A 17,414-nucleotide genomic window follows, 5' to 3' on the forward strand; every position below is an offset into this window, starting at 1 on the left:
TTTTAAAAGAAAACCCTTTTGTTTGAAGTAATAGATAAGTAAACTTAAAAGATTAGTTTAGAAGTTTACACGAACTTTTAAAGTACCTTGGTGACCAACATATTTACTAGCTAAATATGCATCGTAACCAGCTCCATACTCCATATTACCAGCTTTAGCAGTAACGCCTAAACCAAGGTTAAACAATGTTTTTGCCTCTTTGTCAGATCTAGTAGCAAACGAACTAGTCATACCATCTAATTTAGCATTAACTTTCCCTGAACTACCAAATAACTTTTGCGAAACAAAAGCATGTGCTTCAGGCATCACTGTAATACCGCTAGTATCTACAGAAACTGCAAATCTAGTACCAAGCACAGCTTCAACTTTATTGTTAGTCTTCTTAGCAACGACCTTATTTACGTTGTCTGTACCAGTTTCCTTATAACCTTCATCGCTAGATCCTGTATAACGAATTCCAGCCATCGGTATTAATGACATTGAGTCAGACATTTTAGCATTGTAACCAAATAATACTTGACCACCGTAAGACAGAGAATCATAACTAGCTTTAGCAATTTGCTGACCACTAGCATTACGAGAAGTAGGAACTTTTCTAGGATCGCTATTCTTAATTTTATTTGAACCAAGAGAAACCAAACCTTGTACAAAGAAATTTTTATCAAGTTGTTGTGATCCATAAATAGAGAGCATCACCGTATTAATGTTTGTTTTTTCTCCAATTTTATAATCTTTGTATTTCATATCAGTTCTAACAATACTAACAGCAGCACCGATCATTAGATTTTCGTTTGCTAAAGCATCGAAACCAAGGATTCCACCAGCAGATTTCGTTTTATAACCAACAACACTACCTTCACCCTTCTGAACAGCTTGATTATAGTATGGCATAGCCCATGCACCCATTGATTCACCAGCTACATCATCAGAGCCACTAGCTACAGGTTTTTGTTGATCATCAACTTGGGCAAGTCTTGCTCCCACTAAATTAGCAATCCCAGCATTAGTATGTTCGACAGCATCAGTTACTAGTGCATTCTCAGCATTTGTAATTCTTTTTAGTGCTTCACCACGTACTTTTGGGTCTTGTGATAACGTACCAATATCAGTCATAGCAGCTAATGCCTCACGACCAAGCAAAGCAGCATTTTCCTGATCTTTATCATCACCACCAGCAGCTTTCATATCAGCTGGAGCTACAGTTGCAGCATCATTTAAACGCAACAAGTAAACATCTTTATCATCTTTAGTAGAAACAACCCACTTTGCATATGCTTGATTTGTTGATTTTGCTACTGTTAGAGGACCAAATCGTACATCATTACCTAGAATTAGATTTTTACCATTGCTAATCAACTTGTACTCTTGATCCGCTCCTAATTGAGCTTCATCCTTAACGATTATAGCATGAACTGGTACACTAGCAGCCACCTCTATAGGAGCATTAACTTCTATAGAACCAAGTTTTCCATCTGCAGTTAAGGTAGTTGCAATAGAAGTTTTAGGACCCCATGTAGAATTTACGTCATTTCGGTTATCTTGGAAGATTAACTTACTAGAGTTCAAATTAATATTGGCATTAACATGTGAAGTACCACTAATTATGTTGTTATCCTCAATTACGATATTTTCAGTGCCGAAGTTAACTACTTCTGCATACATAGCAGCATTCTTCAAGCCTACTTTTTTATTGCCATTAAATGTTATAGTCTTAAAACGAGCATTTTCTGTACCAAGCTTAGTACCAATAATAGTAGCATTATCTGTGAAGTTAATATTATTACCTACTCCCTTACTGGTTACAGCAGCTGTCAAAATAACACCATCTTTAAACTCAGCTACAGAACCACCATCAACACTACCAACTTGTAGTCCACCAGCTACTGTTCCACCAGCTGTGTACTTCAATTTGTCATTAATAATAGCATTACTGACATAAGTATCACCAAAGTTTTCGGTATTTACTTCAAAAGTTGCAGCTTTTAAGTTGAGTCCGCTAGAACCTAAACCATAAACCTTATCAGAACCAGCCTTAAAGTTAACAGCACCTTGATTATCAGTTTTAGTTGTTACACCAGCAAAGAAGTCTGTAGTAGTAACATTTAAGGTATTATCTTCAGCAAATTGTAGATTAACCAAATGATCCTTATCACCAATATGGTTAGGTTTACTAATAGTGTGATCAATAGCTGATAATATAACTGTAGGTCTAGCGTCTTTAGAACTCAAAGTACTATCAACATTTATATCTTTAAGTTCCATCTTTGGAGCTAAAGTTAAGCTTGCAGCAGTTGCAAACTTAATATTGCTAAATTTTAGACCGTTATCACCTACTAATTCAACATCACCACCATGCAATTCTAAGGTAGATATAGCGTTAATAGCACCAGCATTAGCAGCTGCTGTAGTAGTGAATTTTACACCAGTACCAACACCAGCAGCATTAACAAATTTCAGCGTTCCCTTACCAGCAACATTACCAACAACTGCTTTAGCAGTATAATTACCATCTACAACTAATGTAGATCCGTCACCTGCTAATTCTATATTTCCGCTGAAAAAGCCTTGACCCGATGTAATTGCCTTAACACCAGCATTTACTTTGAGACCTTTAAATTGCCTGTTTGATGTTCCTATGTCGCCTTTTAGAGCAGCATCCCCAGCAAAAATTAGATTACTTCCATTAGCTCCATCGGAAGCAGTTATACTATTAGCAGTAATATCATTACCTTTATGAAGAGTAAGAGTCTTATTGTCTTCTGTAAACTTGATTTCCTTTACTCTCCCATCCTTAGAGGTTGTTGTATTATATAAGGCAACATTCTTACTAATTTCAAATGTAGCTTCCCCTGCATTTGTCAAAGCTCCAAAGGCATACCTAGCACCCTCAACATTCATCTTAACTGTTGACGCGTTACCACCAAAATCAATTTCAGCAATATTAACCCATTTATTGGGAGCTATGTTAAAGTTAGGTTTTTGTCCGTTCAGTGATAATTTATTTAGAGCCTTAGAATTATCAAGAGCAAGATCCCCACCAATAGTGCCAACAATATTTAAAGTACCATCTTTTTTCATTTCAGTTGCATCAATAGTACCACCACCATTAGCACTTATTGTAGATGTAATGGTTACATCACCTGCTTTATTAGTTAATTTCAATGTTCCACCATCAGTATTACTAAAGATACTAGCAGCATTAATCGTAGCACCAGCAACTTTTACTGTGCTATCCTTAGGGATGATAATATTACGAACTGCTCCAGCACCAGCAGCACCAATGTTACCAATAATTTCAGCATTACCCAAAAACGTTAAATCTGAAGCAGCACCAGCAGCAGCAACACTTTCATTAATATTACCGGTCAGTTTATAATCCTTAGCAAATGTAAAATGTGTACCAGCAAAAATGCCTCTTAGTTCAGTGACAGTATGCTGTCCTGACAATGTCAAAGTACCAGCTTGTGTATTTTCAATTGCAACTAATTTGTTTATTATATCAGCTTTTAATACACCCTCACCTTGAAAAATTATTGTTCCAACTTGAGCTGCACCATTGTTTACGTCAGCATGAAAGTTTCCTTCAAGTGTTTTACCAGCTGCCACAGTAATTGTACTATTAGCTATATTATGGAAATCTGTTGTACCAAGATTACTATTCTTGGATAGAACTACAGCTGAAGCTGCTATTATATTTGTAACACCCTTATCTCCTACATCAACTTTACCTTGTAAATTGATAGTCCCACCGCCTAATTCAAGCTCTTTAGTATATACTCCTCCTGTAATTATTGCAGCATTACCAGCATTAGCAGTAACTATAAATTTCCTAGCTCTATGCCCCTTATCTATACCAACTACGGCACTACCTGCACCTCCCTGATGAGAAAGAGATGAATTTCTTCCATCATTATTGAAGTGAATTACACCATGTCCATCTTGAGTACCACCAAGAGAGCCATCTACAACTGTAAAGTTAACAGCAGCAGCATTCTTAGAAGTAAGTAACAATATACCATTACCCTGATCACCAAACTTGATTCTATCACCTGCTCCTGGTTGTAAGTACAACGTATTAGCAACAGCACCACCAGCAGTTGCAGTAGAGTTGAATTCAACAGTACTGTTATCAGAGATGTTAATTGTGTGGGCTGTAGCAACTTCTGATTGGTTAAATGTTGTCTTAGCATTAACATTGTTAATATTCAATGTTGCATTTGCACCGTTAAGAACTTTAAAATCCGCAAATACGATGTCAGCAGGATTAGTAGGACTAATATTCAAGGTAGCACCAGCAACTGCAAAATCGACCTTACCTAAAGCAGTATAAGTGTTAGCAGCAGCAGCAAAAACATGACCATCAGCAATAACTACTGCTGTACCGTTTAAGGTAAGAGTATGAGCAGTCTCGAAATTAAACCTTACCAAACCACCACCACCAGCAATATTAACGATAGAACCAACAGTGAGATCTGCATTGATCTTTACAATAGGAACATTCTTGCCATTAGTATCAATTGCCTTAATTATCCGAGGTGCATTAACATTAACTGTATGACCATCACCACCAAATTTAATTGATTGACCATCAACCGGACCGTCAGCATCAGCATTACCAACAACACCAGTCTTCCACTTAACATCAGCAGCAAGAGCATCGACAGGGGCATCGGCATCCTGAGTAATCCTAGTAAGAGAACCAGCAGCAACACCAAATGCCGTATTACTTCCACCGACTATAACTGAAGCAATAGAAGCAGTCGCTAGCAAGTTTTTCAAAAAACTGCTTTTTTTACTTTTATTATTCATAATTTTTTCCTATTTAAGTTAATTCATTTTCTAAATACAGTTTCTTGGAGCAATTAGTTTCAAAAGTTATTTCTGCTCGATGTCATTCCCGTGCAGGTAGAGAACTTTAAAAAAACAGCCTAGCAGACTATATTAAACTTTTCTAGTCCCATACTTTCGCAAGGGTAACCATCGAATGCACAGGGATGACCCTACGCAATCATAATACCTTAAAACCTTTTTAGAAATATCTAAACACGCAGCTACTATATATGTAAAAATAATTAATTACAAGCTACTTGACTATTTTTTTTATAAATTTCTATCAACTGTGTTATATTTGAAACAGCTATAGAAATTTGTTATACATGATAGTTTGACTTACTTGACTCCCAAACTTTCTTCCAAGCACCAAACAAACCGCTGTGCATTTGTGATAACATAAACAAACTGTTGTGGTGATCTATCAATCTTAAGGTATAGGCTAAAATAAATCCTTCTTTAAACCAGTTTGTTAGAAGACGCGAATTCGGGATAAGAATTTGTCAATTCTTATCCCGAATTGGGGTAGAAGGCACAACTGTTGAAAGTTAAAAAATCGTCATCGCGAGGCGTCGATAGACGCCGTGGCGATCTCATGAAGTAAGCTCTTCTTCACAAGATTGCCACGTCGTCGCTTACAGCGACTCCTCGCAATGACGGTTTAGGGCTTACAAAGCTCATCGTGATGACGGTTTTTTAACTTTCAACAGTTGTGGGGTAGAAGGTAATCTCAAGGCTAAAGAAGCTATATATTTTATGGATAGCGTTCATCCTCAGTATCAAACAAAAGCCCGTTATGGTTGGATCAGAATTCTGTTAGGAGAAGTATACTCGATGAAAATCAAGAATTGCGTTGTCGTCTTCAGGGATCTTCGGTGCTCACGTACTAATGTACGCTCCGCTCCTCGACCCTTTGACTCCTAGCACTTCATGATTTTGATCTTCGTCTATCAACTCTTCATTTACGAGCAGTATATACTCAATTAACCTGAAGAGTTGGCAAAATGATAAATTTCGTATTTCAGAACCTTAAACGTCAGAGGCAAAAAACTTGAACCTTACTTACATTTCCCTTTCGATATTTTTGAAAAAACGACAACTTGTACCACAGTGACGGGGCGTAGTGCACAACTGTCGAAAGTTCAACAAACGTCATTGCGAGGAGACCGTAGGTCGACGAAGCAATCCATATGACAAGCTTCATGGATTGCCGCGCTCACATACGTTCGCTCGCAATGACGGTTTAGGGCTGACAAAGCTCATTGCAATGACGTTTGTTGAACTTTCGACAGTTGTGGGGCGTAGTGGACAATTTCAGAACCACGATAGACATAAAATTATTAGTTATTCAAGCCATTACACTCTATTATTAGGGTTCATTAACTTGGTATTGTAATTCCATATTCTTTCCGCAAAAAGCCATCGAAAGTTTAATGATTTTTTTGACGTGAGAATGTTCTTTTATCTTAGTGTCATATTGTTTATCTATAATCTGTTTTAATCCCATTTGGGCTACCAAGGCTAAATCTTCTGCATTTTTAGCTATCTTATACTCAATAATAATTGCCTTATCTCCTTTACCAGCTTTGGGGATCATGATTACATCAGGGCGTCCATCACCTGATTCTTGCTCACTTGATATTATATAGCTCGGTGCTAACATGTTAACAATCCCTAGCATAAAGCCACTATAAAATAATTCGGCCTTTTTCTCTCCCACTTGATGAAAACTAGTAGCGTTAAGCAGCAACTCCTGCATTTTGTGTTTAAACTCCTCTATTTTGCCATCTATTAACAAGCTAATAAATGAGTAGTACCTAGAACTATCAATGTTTATTTGTTTACTAACCCATTGAAATACTCTTTTTTCGTAAATATATTTTACTTCATAATTAGGAATAGATAGTTCATAAATATCCCTTTCTGGCATCTTAGCATGTGGATTTAAATAGCCACTAAATAACAATAAACTAAACAACCCTTCCGGCTGACCAATGTCCATGAAACTAATATGTTTGGTAATGCTAGAGGTGATAGCTCCACCAGCGGCTAATGTTTGAATATCCTGCTGCATCTCATCCGATAACAAGATGTGGTCGATCCACCCAGTTCCGCCACTATCTAGCCAGTAATGATCAAGCTTACCTTTGCGTGCTAAACATTGCATTATTGACCACGGATTGTAAATGACCTCTCCACCAAATGTATAACCATTATACCAATTTTTAATTTTTTCTGGACTAGTATCAAGTGGTACTTTAGTTAATAACTCTTCTACTTCTGCTTCAGTGAATCCGTAAACTTTGGCAAATGGTTCATCTAACAAACTATATTCACTAACATTATTTAGCCCAGAAAACAATTCAGCTTTGGCAATCCGTAAAATTCCCGTAATCACTCCCCTTTCAACTGGCAATTCTTGATCGCCAGTTTCCTTTTTAAAGGTAGACTTCATGATGCCACGAAAAATTTCTAACACTTTCTGAAATTCTGCCTCATTAGTGCCAAACCAGCGGTAAGCACTATTAATTGGCGTATCATATTCATCGATCAATACCCAAGGCTTTCTATTATAATGTTTGTAAAGCAAATGGCTTAAAATAGCCAAACTATTTTTGATATTGTCTAGAGTTACCTCGCCAAATAAATATTGGTTGAAATCAGCTATCTCACTTGTTTTCAGTTTGTTACTATCACTTAAATAGCTATGAGCCTGAAATAATTTCCGTAACTGGCTTTTTACACCTTGTTCAATATCGTAATAGTTTGAACCTTCTATGCTTTTAAAGGTGATGAATATAACGGGGAATTGACCTTGACGCTTCATAGCATTTGTTATACTAGCAATTTTTAATACTTTCAGTTCTTTAGTCTCACCAAAGCCTAAATCTATTTCTCCACCTGTAAATAATTTATAATTTACTCGCTCTTCTAGCGGCAAAGGATTCCCCCTATTATCTAGCTCCATTTCTAGAAAGCGTCTGACCATATCCATATTAATACTTTTCCCCCAACGCCTTGGTCGAGTAATTAGAGTCACTGCTCCATTATCCTCTAACAATTCTTTGATCATTAGGCTTTTGTCAACAAATACATCACTGTTTAATAATAATGTTTTAAAGTCATCAGTACCAACAAACATCTTTGGGTGATAATTACCATTATTCTTCGTTTTTTCATCGCGCATTGCTTTTACTGTTTTCTACTAACTATATAATACATTATACACCTTTTTTATTGTACACTAATAGATATTAGTAACATTTTTGCTAATCATACTATTTTTTATCAATATTAAGTCAAACCTTAACTTTTGTATTCTAGTCGAAATTAATTATATATGCCTCTTCTACACCTAATAAGTTAAAATGTACTCGTAGAACCGCTTCAAGAGTACATTTTTCCTTATAACAAAGCCAGTTCGATATAAGAATTATTAATTCTTATATCGAACTGAGGTTAGATTTAGGTTATTTACAGTTGCGACTTTTAAATTACCATGAGGCAAGAGCATACTAAAAAAGTATTAGGGGAATTGCACAGTTGCCAATATAATTAGATTTACGCTAATAATTTACACAAGGATCAATGACTATTTTTTTGACAATCATTATTGTTCTAATGATAGGATGTGCCGCACTGCTTTCAGCTACTGAAACAGCCATCACCGCGTCTTCTCCGGGGAAAATACAAAAATTTAAGGCAAAAGGTGTTAAACGTAACACTGTATTACAAGTTCTAAAGAATAAAGAAAAAGTAATTGGCACATTATTGATTGGTAATACTCTGCTTAATACTGTTTGCACTACCATTGCTACCAGTATATTTATCGACTGGCTAGGTGATGGCGGCACTGTCGCAGCTTCAGCAGTTATGGCTTTCGTGATAATTGTTTTCGGCGAAATAATACCTAAAGCTATTGCTGTAGCAAAAGCAGAACAGTTAGCATTATTCACTTCTCCAGCAATTATATTTTTCCTAAAGCTTTTGAAACCAATTAATTCTATTTTTGAAGTTATAGTTAAGCTGTTCTGTTTTATTTTCCGTATTAATCTACAACAAAATATCTCGGGAGCAGAAGAAGTCAGAGGAGTTATTGAACATTATCATCAAGAAGGTAATGTTTATAAATCTGACCGTGACATGTTAGGGGGTATATTAGATATTAGGAAAATGACAGTATCTGAAATTATGATACATAGAAGTAACATAGTAGCCATTAATATAGATTTGCCTAAAGAGGAGATAGTGAAGCGAGCATTATTATCCAGCCCCCATACAAGAATACCATTATGGAAGGATACTCAGGACAATATAATTGGCGTACTGCACATGAGAGATCTACTCCGGGCTCTTTATGAAAAGAATAACGATGCAAAAAAAATTAATATCAAAGAATTAGTAAATCAGCCTTGGTTCATACCTGACAATGCCTTGGTAACTCATCAACTTCATGCTTTTAGGGAAAGAAAGAGCCATTTTGCCTGTGTTGTTGACGAATATGGTGATCTACAAGGTATTATTACTCTAGAAGATATTCTAGAAGAGATTGTTGGTCCTATTATCGATGAGCATGATTATCCTATTAACACAATTGTAAAAAAATCTGATGTGGAGTTTATTATTGATGGATCTGTAACCATAAGAGATGTAAATAGAGAATTAAATTGGAGTCTACCTGATGATGACGCAAATACCATAGCTGGCTTAATTATCCATAAACTTGAGCGTATTCCCAATCAAGGAGAATCTATCAAGATATTTAATTTAAGTATCACCATTAACAAAAAAATAGGTAACAGACTTGATAGCATAAAAGTCATTATTCTACCAAATAAAGAATCTGAAAGTGATAAGTAGTCTTGGCAATTATTTACAAATATCTGCAATCTTATTCAGCATACTAACAGTTGTTAGTTCTTTATATTTATATCGTTCTGCTACTTTTTTTTTCCACCTTAGTTTCCTGTCAACATTATTATCTTTCTTACTATTAGTATATGGATTTATCATATCAGATTTTTCTGTGCAGAATGTCTTTCTGAATTCTAGTACATTAAAACCTCTTGGATTTAAAATTGCTGCTAGCTGGGCAAGCCATGAAGGTTCTATACTGCTGTGGCTATGTTTGTTGCAGATTATAGGTTTTATTTACATCGCTCTATTCAATAGCCGTCCAAATCAAGTATATCACATAATTATACTAGCACTAATACAAATATTATTTGGTAGTTTTATTTATTTTACCTCTAACCCATTTGACAGCCTATCATTCCGTCCCGCCCAAGGTCTTGGTTTAAACCCTATGCTGCAAGATATTGCACTAATAATACATCCACCTATATTATATTTAGGTTACGTCTGTTACGTTGTACCTTTCACATCTGCTTGCGTAATCCTACTTACGTCTAGTTTAGACTTTGTTAATCTCAGAGCAATTAAAATATTTACCAATTTAGGAATGCTATTTTCAACCTTAGGAATAGCCTTAGGATCATGGTGGGCTTATAGAGAACTTGGCTGGGGAGGGTTTTGGTTTTTTGATCCAGTAGAGAATATTTCCCTGTTCCCATGGCTATCTGCTATTGCTCTACATCATTCAGTCTTGGTAACGATAAAATCTGGACAAATGAAGAATTGGACTATAACCTTATCAATCATCACTTTCTTACTTGTAGTATTTGGTACGTTTTTGGTACGTTCAAGCGTAATCACCTCAATTCACTCTTTTGCATCATCACCTAAGCGAGCAATCTACATGCTAGCAATATTTGCTATCCTCGCTACATCAAGTTTAGTTTTACTCATTCTAAAAGGTCAAAATATCGGTATCCTTCTTCCGACAAAATTAGACAAACCTAGACTTATTATTTGGGGTAGTAGCTTTTTCTTAATAGCCTTAGTAGTATTACTATGTGCCACCATTTACCCCATAGTTTATTCTTTATTATACCAAGAATCTATTACCATTAGCGAAAGATTTTTTATCAATAATTTTATAATCTTTATTATTCCAACGCTTTTACTAGCTGGTATTGCTCAAACAAATAATATAAGAACAAAAAACCTACTAGACTTCTTGCATAAATCAAAAAAACTTTCGGGGTTTTTAGGAAAAACGAAGCCAAACACCGCAGCACACATAGACGATTGTTACGGAGCAAGGCAAGTTTCTACGACAAAATCACCAACTAGATTGATTTATCCAAGAAGTCTACTTATCCTAGCTTCTTCTTTAGTAATAACTTTTACTAGCTCGTATCAAATTCAGTATGGTTTTATTTCAGCATGTACCATGACATTTTCTCTTTTTCTAATAATACAAAATTGTTATTACATACTAGCAAAAAGTAATTTTTTTAGAAAAAAGCTAAAAGCTATTGCCATGATCTTAGGACATCTAGGTTTTGGATTACTTGTTTTTACTATTACTGTTAATTCATTATTACAGAGCGAAGTAGATTTTATAGGAAAAGTTGGAGACAAGGTAGTATCAGGAAATTTTGAAGTTACGCTCAGAGATATCAGAGTATCATCAGCTCAAAATTATTATCGTCAAATTGCTGAATTTTGGATTCAGGATAAACAGAATAATATCACTATATTAAAGCCTGAAAATAGATTATATATAATAGAAAAGCAGTTATCGCAAGAAAGTAATATATATTCTTATTTAACTTATGATCTTTACGCGGTTCTAAGTAAAATTGATGATGATGTAATTCACGCAAAAATATATTACAAACCAATGATGAGTTTTATTTGGCTATCTATTATACTTATGGCTGGAGGATTCTTAATTAGACCTCTTGCATAATTCTACTTCTGCTGGTTAATTTGTGCGTGCTACCAGTACTCTGCTCCTCACGTACGCTTAAGTATGCTGCGGTTCGCAGTGAAGTGGTTTCTGCAAATTCCCTAGCAGAAGAGAATTCTGCAAGAGGTCTATTGGATTATTGAAAAAATGACAATTTTCTTCTTAATAAGGCATGGTGAAACCGATTGGGCATTAAACGAAAGGTATAAATTAAAAGGTGCAAGTAGAGATTTACCTTGTTTGACAGAAAATGGCACAAGAGAAGCTAACGAAGTATCTAAAGACCATAGATTAAAAAAAGCAGAAATAATTTTATCTTCTCCTTATACTAGAGCCCTTCAAACTTCTGCAATTATATCAAAAAATATTAACCTAGATATTATTGTTGAATTTGATTTAAGAGAATGGCAACCAGATTTAAATTTTATGATAAAAAATCAATACGAATTAAAAAGTACAATTGAGGATTATGAAAGAAATAATGGGGTATATCCAGCTGGTATTAGTAAAAGATGGGAATCAAAAGAGTTATTAAGTAATAGAGCAAATAACGTATTAAGAAGGTACTTAAATTATAAATATGTAATAGTTGTAACTCATAAACAAGTAATAAAAACTTGGATAAACACTATCAAAATAGATCACTGCTTTATTAATGAGTTAAATATGGTTTAAGTTAATAAAAGAAGTGTTGCTAACTTTCATAGCAACTTTGAGAAAATAAATCAATTTATGGTTCAATTATTATTGACTATTTAATACATTTAGTATATGATTGATTTGGAATAAAAAAGCAGTTTTATGAAAACTACCTTACCTGACCGCTCACTAGTGATTAAAGAAAAGCTAGATAATATTGTTAAAGAAATCCTATATGTAGGCAAATCAAAAATAGCGATGATTATCTTATTTGGCTCTTATGCTAGAGGAGATTGGGTAGAGGATATAGAGAAGGTAGGGGATATTAGTTATTATAAGTATCAAAGTGATTTTGATCTTTTGTTGATTTTAAAGAATGGAGAATATGCTGGCTATCCAGCTATCAACCTACTCTATAAGATAGAGAACAGGCTAAGTAAAAAATTCTCATTAGATGAAAAACCACCAATTACTCTGATACTTGAACCTATTAGGTTGGTAAATAGGCAACTGGAAAAAGGTCAGTATTTCTTTAGTGATATCAAGAAAGAGGGAATTCTTTTATATGATAGTAGTGAATTTATACTGTCTGAAGCTAAGGAACTATCATGGCAGGAACGCAGACCAATAGCTGAGAAAGATTTTAAATATTGGTTTAGGAAAGGTATAGAATGCATAATTGACGTCCATAATATCTTACAAAGAAATAATTTTAATAAGTGTGCTTTTGAACTCCATCAAGCTACAGAGAGCTTTTATAATGCTATCCTGTTAGTTTTTACTGGTTACAAGACCAAGTCACATGATATACTAGGACTTGGCGATAGAGCTAGAAGTCATCATTACGATCTCTATAAGATATTTCCACATGAGACTCCTGAGCAAGAAGAGTGCTTTACGTTACTGCGAAATGCTTATGTTGATGCAAGATATGATCAAGATTATACAATTAGTAAAGAACAATTACTTTACCTTATTAACCGGGTAGAGGAATTAAAGATAGTGACTGAAAAGATATGTCTAGAAAGGATTAATAAAGAAGAATTAATGTGATTATTTTTCCTGAGGTATTTTTTCAATAAAAACTTTATCAAATTAGGAATATATACTCTTCTGTTTTGAAGAATTGGATTTGAAAATGAATGGTGAGCAAGCGTTATAGTATGTGAACATGCGAATCCATGATATTTTCAAAAAACAATTCTTCAAAGCAGAAGAGTATAGATAATTTATGTAAAAAACTAACTATATAACTAGTATAGTCTAATGACTAATATTACCAACACTCATTGATAGGCTGGCTGAAACGAATTTCTCTAAATCCCCATCAAGTATACCCTTAGTATCAGAAGTTTCATGGTTGGTACGTAAATCCTTAACCATCTGATAAGGCTGTAATACATAAGATCTTATTTGATGTCCCCAACCATTTTCAGTCTTGGATGCATTTTGTTCATTAATATCATCGGTACGTTTTTTTAACTCTGACTCATAAAGCCTTGCTTTAAGCATTTTCATAGCTTGTGCTTTATTTTTATGCTGCGATCTATCATTTTGGCACTGTGTTACGATATTAGTCGGTAAGTGGGTAATCCTTACTGCAGAATCGGTAGTGTTTACATGTTGCCCCCCAGCCCCGGAAGACCTATAAGTATCAATTCTAAGATCTTTTTCATCTATTATAATGGAAATATCATCATCAATTTCTGGATATACCCAACTGCTAGCAAAACTAGTCATCCTTTTACCTGCGGCATTAAAAGGTGATATCCTAACTAGCCTATGTACACCAGATTCTGTTCTAAACCAACCATATGCTTGGTAGCCATTAATTTTGATAGTACATGATTTTATTCCAGCTTCTTCGCCATTAATAAGATGAATAATTTCGCTTTTAAAACCCAGCCTTTCTGCGAAGCGTAAATACATACGCATCATAATTGATGCCCAGTCGTGGCTTTCTGTTCCTCCAGCTCCGGCGTTGATTTCTAGAAAGCAATTATTACTGTCAAATTCTCCAGAAAATAAACATTCAGTCTCAAATTTTCCGGCAATAATAGATAGTTTCCCTAAATCTTCTTGAACTTGCTGCAAAACTTGTTGATCATTTTCAGTAAATGCCAAATCCTCAAGTTCTAAACATTCCATAAAATTAGACTGAAGTTGTTTAAACGAGTTAAGCTTGATCTCTAGAAGTCTTTTTTCTTTTAGAATACTCGAGGCCTTCTCTTGATTATTCCATATATCCGGATCTTCTGATATATTTTCTAGCTCTAAAAGCCTTTTGCTTGCATTATCGAAATCAAAGCGACCTCCTGAGCAGTTCTAAAGACTGTTCGATTTTTTTTACATAATGTTCAATTTCAGCACGCATTGTTAATTTTCCTACTATAAAATGGAATTTTATTATATAAAGATAAAACTTCTTTCTAATTTTAACATTATACCAAATATACCATGAATAATCAAAACTTTATCAGAAATTTCTCAATCATCGCTCATATTGATCATGGTAAGTCTACTCTAGCAGATAGATTAATTGAATATTGTGGGGGGCTGGCAGCTCGGGAGATGAGTCATCAAGTACTTGACTCAATGGACATAGAAAAAGAACGTGGTATCACTATCAAAGCACAGACTGTTAGATTAACTTACAAAGCAAAAGATGGTAATACATACTATCTAAACCTAATGGATACTCCTGGTCATGTGGATTTCTCTTATGAGGTGAGTAGATCGTTAGCTGCTTGTGAAGGTTCTTTGTTAGTAGTGGATAGTAGCCAAGGTGTTGAAGCACAAACTCTAGCAAATGTTTATCAAGCGATCGATAATAATCATGAAATTATTCCAGTTCTAAATAAAATTGATCTACCAGCTGCTGATCCTGATAAAGTTAAGCAACAGATAGAGGACGTAATTGGCATAGATGCAGGCGATGCATTGTTGATTTCTGCAAAAAGTGGTATAGGAATAGAGGAGATACTTGAAGCAATTGTTAATAGGCTGCCATGTCCAAAAACTAATCAAACAGATATTCTAAAGGCATTATTGGTTGATAGCTGGTACGATTCTTACCTAGGGGTAGTAATTTTAGTTAGAGTTATCGATGGAGTTTTACGCAAGAATATGCGTATTAAAATGATGGCTACCAATTCTACTTATAATGTTGAAAATGTTGGGTATTTTACTCCTAGAAAACATATATCAGATATTTTATACCCAGGAGAAATAGGCTTCTTTACTGCTTCAATAAAACAAGTTGCTGATTGTAAGGTTGGGGACACAATAACTGACGAGAAAAGACCTTGTCAGGAATCTCTGCCTGGTTTTAAGCCGCATTTACCGGTAGTGTTTTGTGGTTTATACCCTTCAGATGCTTCACAATTTGAGCATTTAAAAGATTCTTTAGCTAAATTAAAACTTAACGATGCTAGCTTTGAATTTGAAGTAGAGAGTTCAACAGCCTTAGGTTTTGGCTTTCGCTGTGGGTTTTTAGGGTTACTACATCTTGAAATAGTACAAGAAAGATTGGAACGCGAATTTGACCTTGATATGATAACCACCGCTCCTAGTGTGATTTATAAGATTAATATGCGTGGTGGAAATCAATTAGAAATACATAACCCAGCTGATTTGCCACCTGTGCAAAATATCGACTCAATGTTAGAGCCTTGGGTTAAGGCAACAATATTAGTACCAGATGAGTTTTTAGGTAATGTGTTATCTTTATGTACCGATAAAAGAGGGGTGCAAATTGAATTAACTTATGTAGCCGGTAGGGCTATGGTAATTTATCGATTACCGTTAAATGAGATAGTATTTGATTTTTATGATAAGTTAAAAAGTTATACAAAAGGCTATGCTAGCTTTGATTGGGAAATAGATGTTTATCAGGAGAGCGATTTGGTAAAATTATCTATTTTAGTTAATAGCGAGCCAGTTGATGCTTTATCTACTATAGTACATCGTTCAAGGTCAGAATATCGAGGTCGAGAATTGTGTAAACGCCTCAGTGATCTAATCCCAAGGCAATTATTTCAAATTGCTATTCAAGCTGCTATTGGTAGTAGAATAATTGCTAGAGAAACTGTCAAAGCAATGCGTAAAGATGTCTTATCTAAATGCTACGGCGGTGATATAACTCGTAAGCGTAAATTACTGGAAAAACAAAAAGCTGGCAAAAAACGTATGCGTAATATTGGTAATGTTGAGATACCTCAATCTGCTTTTATAGCTGCTCTTAAAATAGGAGATGAGTGATTTAGATTACTTCGCTTATGCTCGCTAATAGACGCTGTGGTATAAGTATTTGTAAACTTTCAACAGTTGTGACCAAAGTGGCTTCTCGCTAATAAACTCTAGGCTATTTTCCCTATGACTTTTAAATGCCATGCGTAAGGTAATGGTATGGATCTCCTGATATAAAGAATGAAAAGCAGTGGCTAATCTTCTAGAGTTAATATTCAATATATTAAAACAACAAACAGGAGGCTAAGATGGAAGTTACCACAATTGGTATAGATATTGCAAAAAGAATTTTTCAAATTCATGGTGTAGATAAAAATGGTAAGACGGTATTAAAGAAAAAATTGATGAGAGATCAGGTTTTAACATTTATGGCTAATACGCCAAAATGTTTGGTAGGAATGGAAGCTTACGGTGGAGCTAGTTACTGGGCAAGAGAAATAACTAAATTGGGACATATAGTAAAACTAATGACTCCACAATTTGTCAAACCGTATGTTAAAACTAATAAAAACGATCAAGCTGATACTGAAGCTATATGTGAAGCTGTGACAAGACCTAATATGAGGTTTGTACCAATTAAAACTATAGAACAACAAGATATTTTGTCAATTCATCTGGTAAGAGAGAGATTGGTAAAAAACCGTACGGCACTTGCGAATGAAACTAGAGGATTATTACATGAATTTGGTTTTATTATTCCTCAAGGGATCAATAAGGTTGTGATAAAATTAACTGAGATTTTAGATGAAGGAAATTTAAGTCAGCTAGGTTACCAAATATTTAGTGAACTGAAAGAGGAATTTTTGGATAATGATAAAAGAATAACAGAGAGAGAAAAGAGATTAAAAATAATAGCTGGATTTAAACATAGTAATAAGGT

9 protein-coding genes and 1 pseudogene are annotated in these 17,414 nt (G+C 34.8%); 6 read left to right on the forward strand and 4 right to left on the reverse strand.

What is annotated here, in order from left to right; all coding sequences use genetic code 11:
• Nucleotides 1–57: 57 nt before the first annotated feature.
• Nucleotides 58–4,809: an autotransporter domain-containing protein gene (locus tag ACFEL1_RS02905; protein WP_375331400.1), complete on the reverse strand. Its 4,752-nt coding sequence runs from the start codon at nucleotides 4,807–4,809 to the stop codon at nucleotides 58–60.
• Between the two features lie 1,390 nt (nucleotides 4,810–6,199).
• On the reverse strand, nucleotides 6,200–8,017 hold the full coding sequence (locus ACFEL1_RS02910) for an AAA family ATPase (RefSeq protein ID WP_375331401.1): 1,818 nt from the start codon (nucleotides 8,015–8,017) through the stop codon (nucleotides 6,200–6,202).
• Nucleotides 8,018–8,418: 401 nt separating this feature from the next.
• Between ACFEL1_RS02910 and ACFEL1_RS02915 the strand changes: the two genes are divergently transcribed.
• Nucleotides 8,419–9,690, forward strand: a complete 1,272-nt coding sequence (locus ACFEL1_RS02915) for an HlyC/CorC family transporter (protein ID WP_342278344.1) — start codon at nucleotides 8,419–8,421, stop codon at nucleotides 9,688–9,690.
• 9 nt (nucleotides 9,691–9,699) lie between these two features.
• Here ACFEL1_RS02915 and ACFEL1_RS02920 read toward each other — a convergent pair whose 3' ends face one another.
• Nucleotides 9,700–9,843: a hypothetical protein gene (locus ACFEL1_RS02920; protein ID WP_375331584.1), complete on the reverse strand. Its 144-nt coding sequence runs from the start codon at nucleotides 9,841–9,843 to the stop codon at nucleotides 9,700–9,702.
• Here ACFEL1_RS02920 and ACFEL1_RS02925 point away from each other — a divergent pair.
• From ACFEL1_RS02925 to ACFEL1_RS02940, 3 genes are all read left to right on the forward strand, one after another.
• Nucleotides 9,797–11,647: a heme lyase CcmF/NrfE family subunit gene (locus tag ACFEL1_RS02925; protein ID WP_375331528.1), complete on the forward strand. Its 1,851-nt coding sequence runs from the start codon at nucleotides 9,797–9,799 to the stop codon at nucleotides 11,645–11,647. The genes ACFEL1_RS02920 and ACFEL1_RS02925 overlap by 47 nt on opposite strands.
• A 147-nt stretch (nucleotides 11,648–11,794) precedes the next feature.
• On the forward strand, nucleotides 11,795–12,322 hold the full coding sequence (locus ACFEL1_RS02935) for a histidine phosphatase family protein (protein WP_342278343.1): 528 nt from the start codon (nucleotides 11,795–11,797) through the stop codon (nucleotides 12,320–12,322).
• A 126-nt stretch (nucleotides 12,323–12,448) separates the two neighbouring features.
• Entirely contained in the window at nucleotides 12,449–13,339 is an 891-nt protein-coding gene (locus ACFEL1_RS02940) for a HEPN domain-containing protein (protein ID WP_342278342.1), read from the forward strand.
• A 210-nt stretch (nucleotides 13,340–13,549) separates the two neighbouring features.
• Here the strand turns inward: ACFEL1_RS02940 and prfB are convergent.
• Nucleotides 13,550–14,660 (reverse strand): peptide chain release factor 2 gene (gene prfB, locus ACFEL1_RS02945; RefSeq protein WP_375331402.1). Its coding sequence is split into 2 segments (ribosomal slippage): nucleotides 13,550–14,590 and nucleotides 14,592–14,660, totalling 1,110 coding nucleotides; the frame shifts between segments, so codons are not numbered across the junction.
• Nucleotides 14,661–14,743: 83 nt separating this feature from the next.
• Here prfB and lepA point away from each other — a divergent pair.
• Nucleotides 14,744–16,546 (forward strand): translation elongation factor 4, encoded by a 1,803-nt coding sequence (gene lepA / locus ACFEL1_RS02950; RefSeq protein ID WP_341761419.1) that lies wholly within the window; start codon nucleotides 14,744–14,746, stop codon nucleotides 16,544–16,546.
• Between the two features lie 236 nt (nucleotides 16,547–16,782).
• Nucleotides 16,783–17,391, forward strand: a pseudogene (locus ACFEL1_RS02955) (IS110 family transposase); the annotation flags it as partial.
• Between the last annotated feature and the right edge of the window lie 23 nt (nucleotides 17,392–17,414).

This window comes from Candidatus Tisiphia endosymbiont of Oplodontha viridula (assembly GCF_964264865.1).
In the GTDB taxonomy this organism is placed as follows: Bacteria; Pseudomonadota; Alphaproteobacteria; order Rickettsiales; family Rickettsiaceae; genus Tisiphia.

Coding starts and splice junctions, on each gene's coding strand:
- ACFEL1_RS02905 (WP_375331400.1), bottom strand. CDS start 4,809: ATGAATAATAAAAGTAAAAAAAGCAGTTTTTTGAAAAACTTGCTAGCG.
- ACFEL1_RS02910 (WP_375331401.1), bottom strand. CDS start 8,017: ATGCGCGATGAAAAAACGAAGAATAATGGTAATTATCACCCAAAGATG.
- ACFEL1_RS02915 (WP_342278344.1), top strand. CDS start 8,419: ATGACTATTTTTTTGACAATCATTATTGTTCTAATGATAGGATGTGCC.
- ACFEL1_RS02920 (WP_375331584.1), bottom strand. CDS start 9,843: ATGATAAATCCATATACTAATAGTAAGAAAGATAATAATGTTGACAGG.
- ACFEL1_RS02935 (WP_342278343.1), top strand. CDS start 11,795: ATGACAATTTTCTTCTTAATAAGGCATGGTGAAACCGATTGGGCATTA.
- ACFEL1_RS02940 (WP_342278342.1), top strand. CDS start 12,449: ATGAAAACTACCTTACCTGACCGCTCACTAGTGATTAAAGAAAAGCTA.
- lepA (WP_341761419.1), top strand. CDS start 14,744: ATGAATAATCAAAACTTTATCAGAAATTTCTCAATCATCGCTCATATT.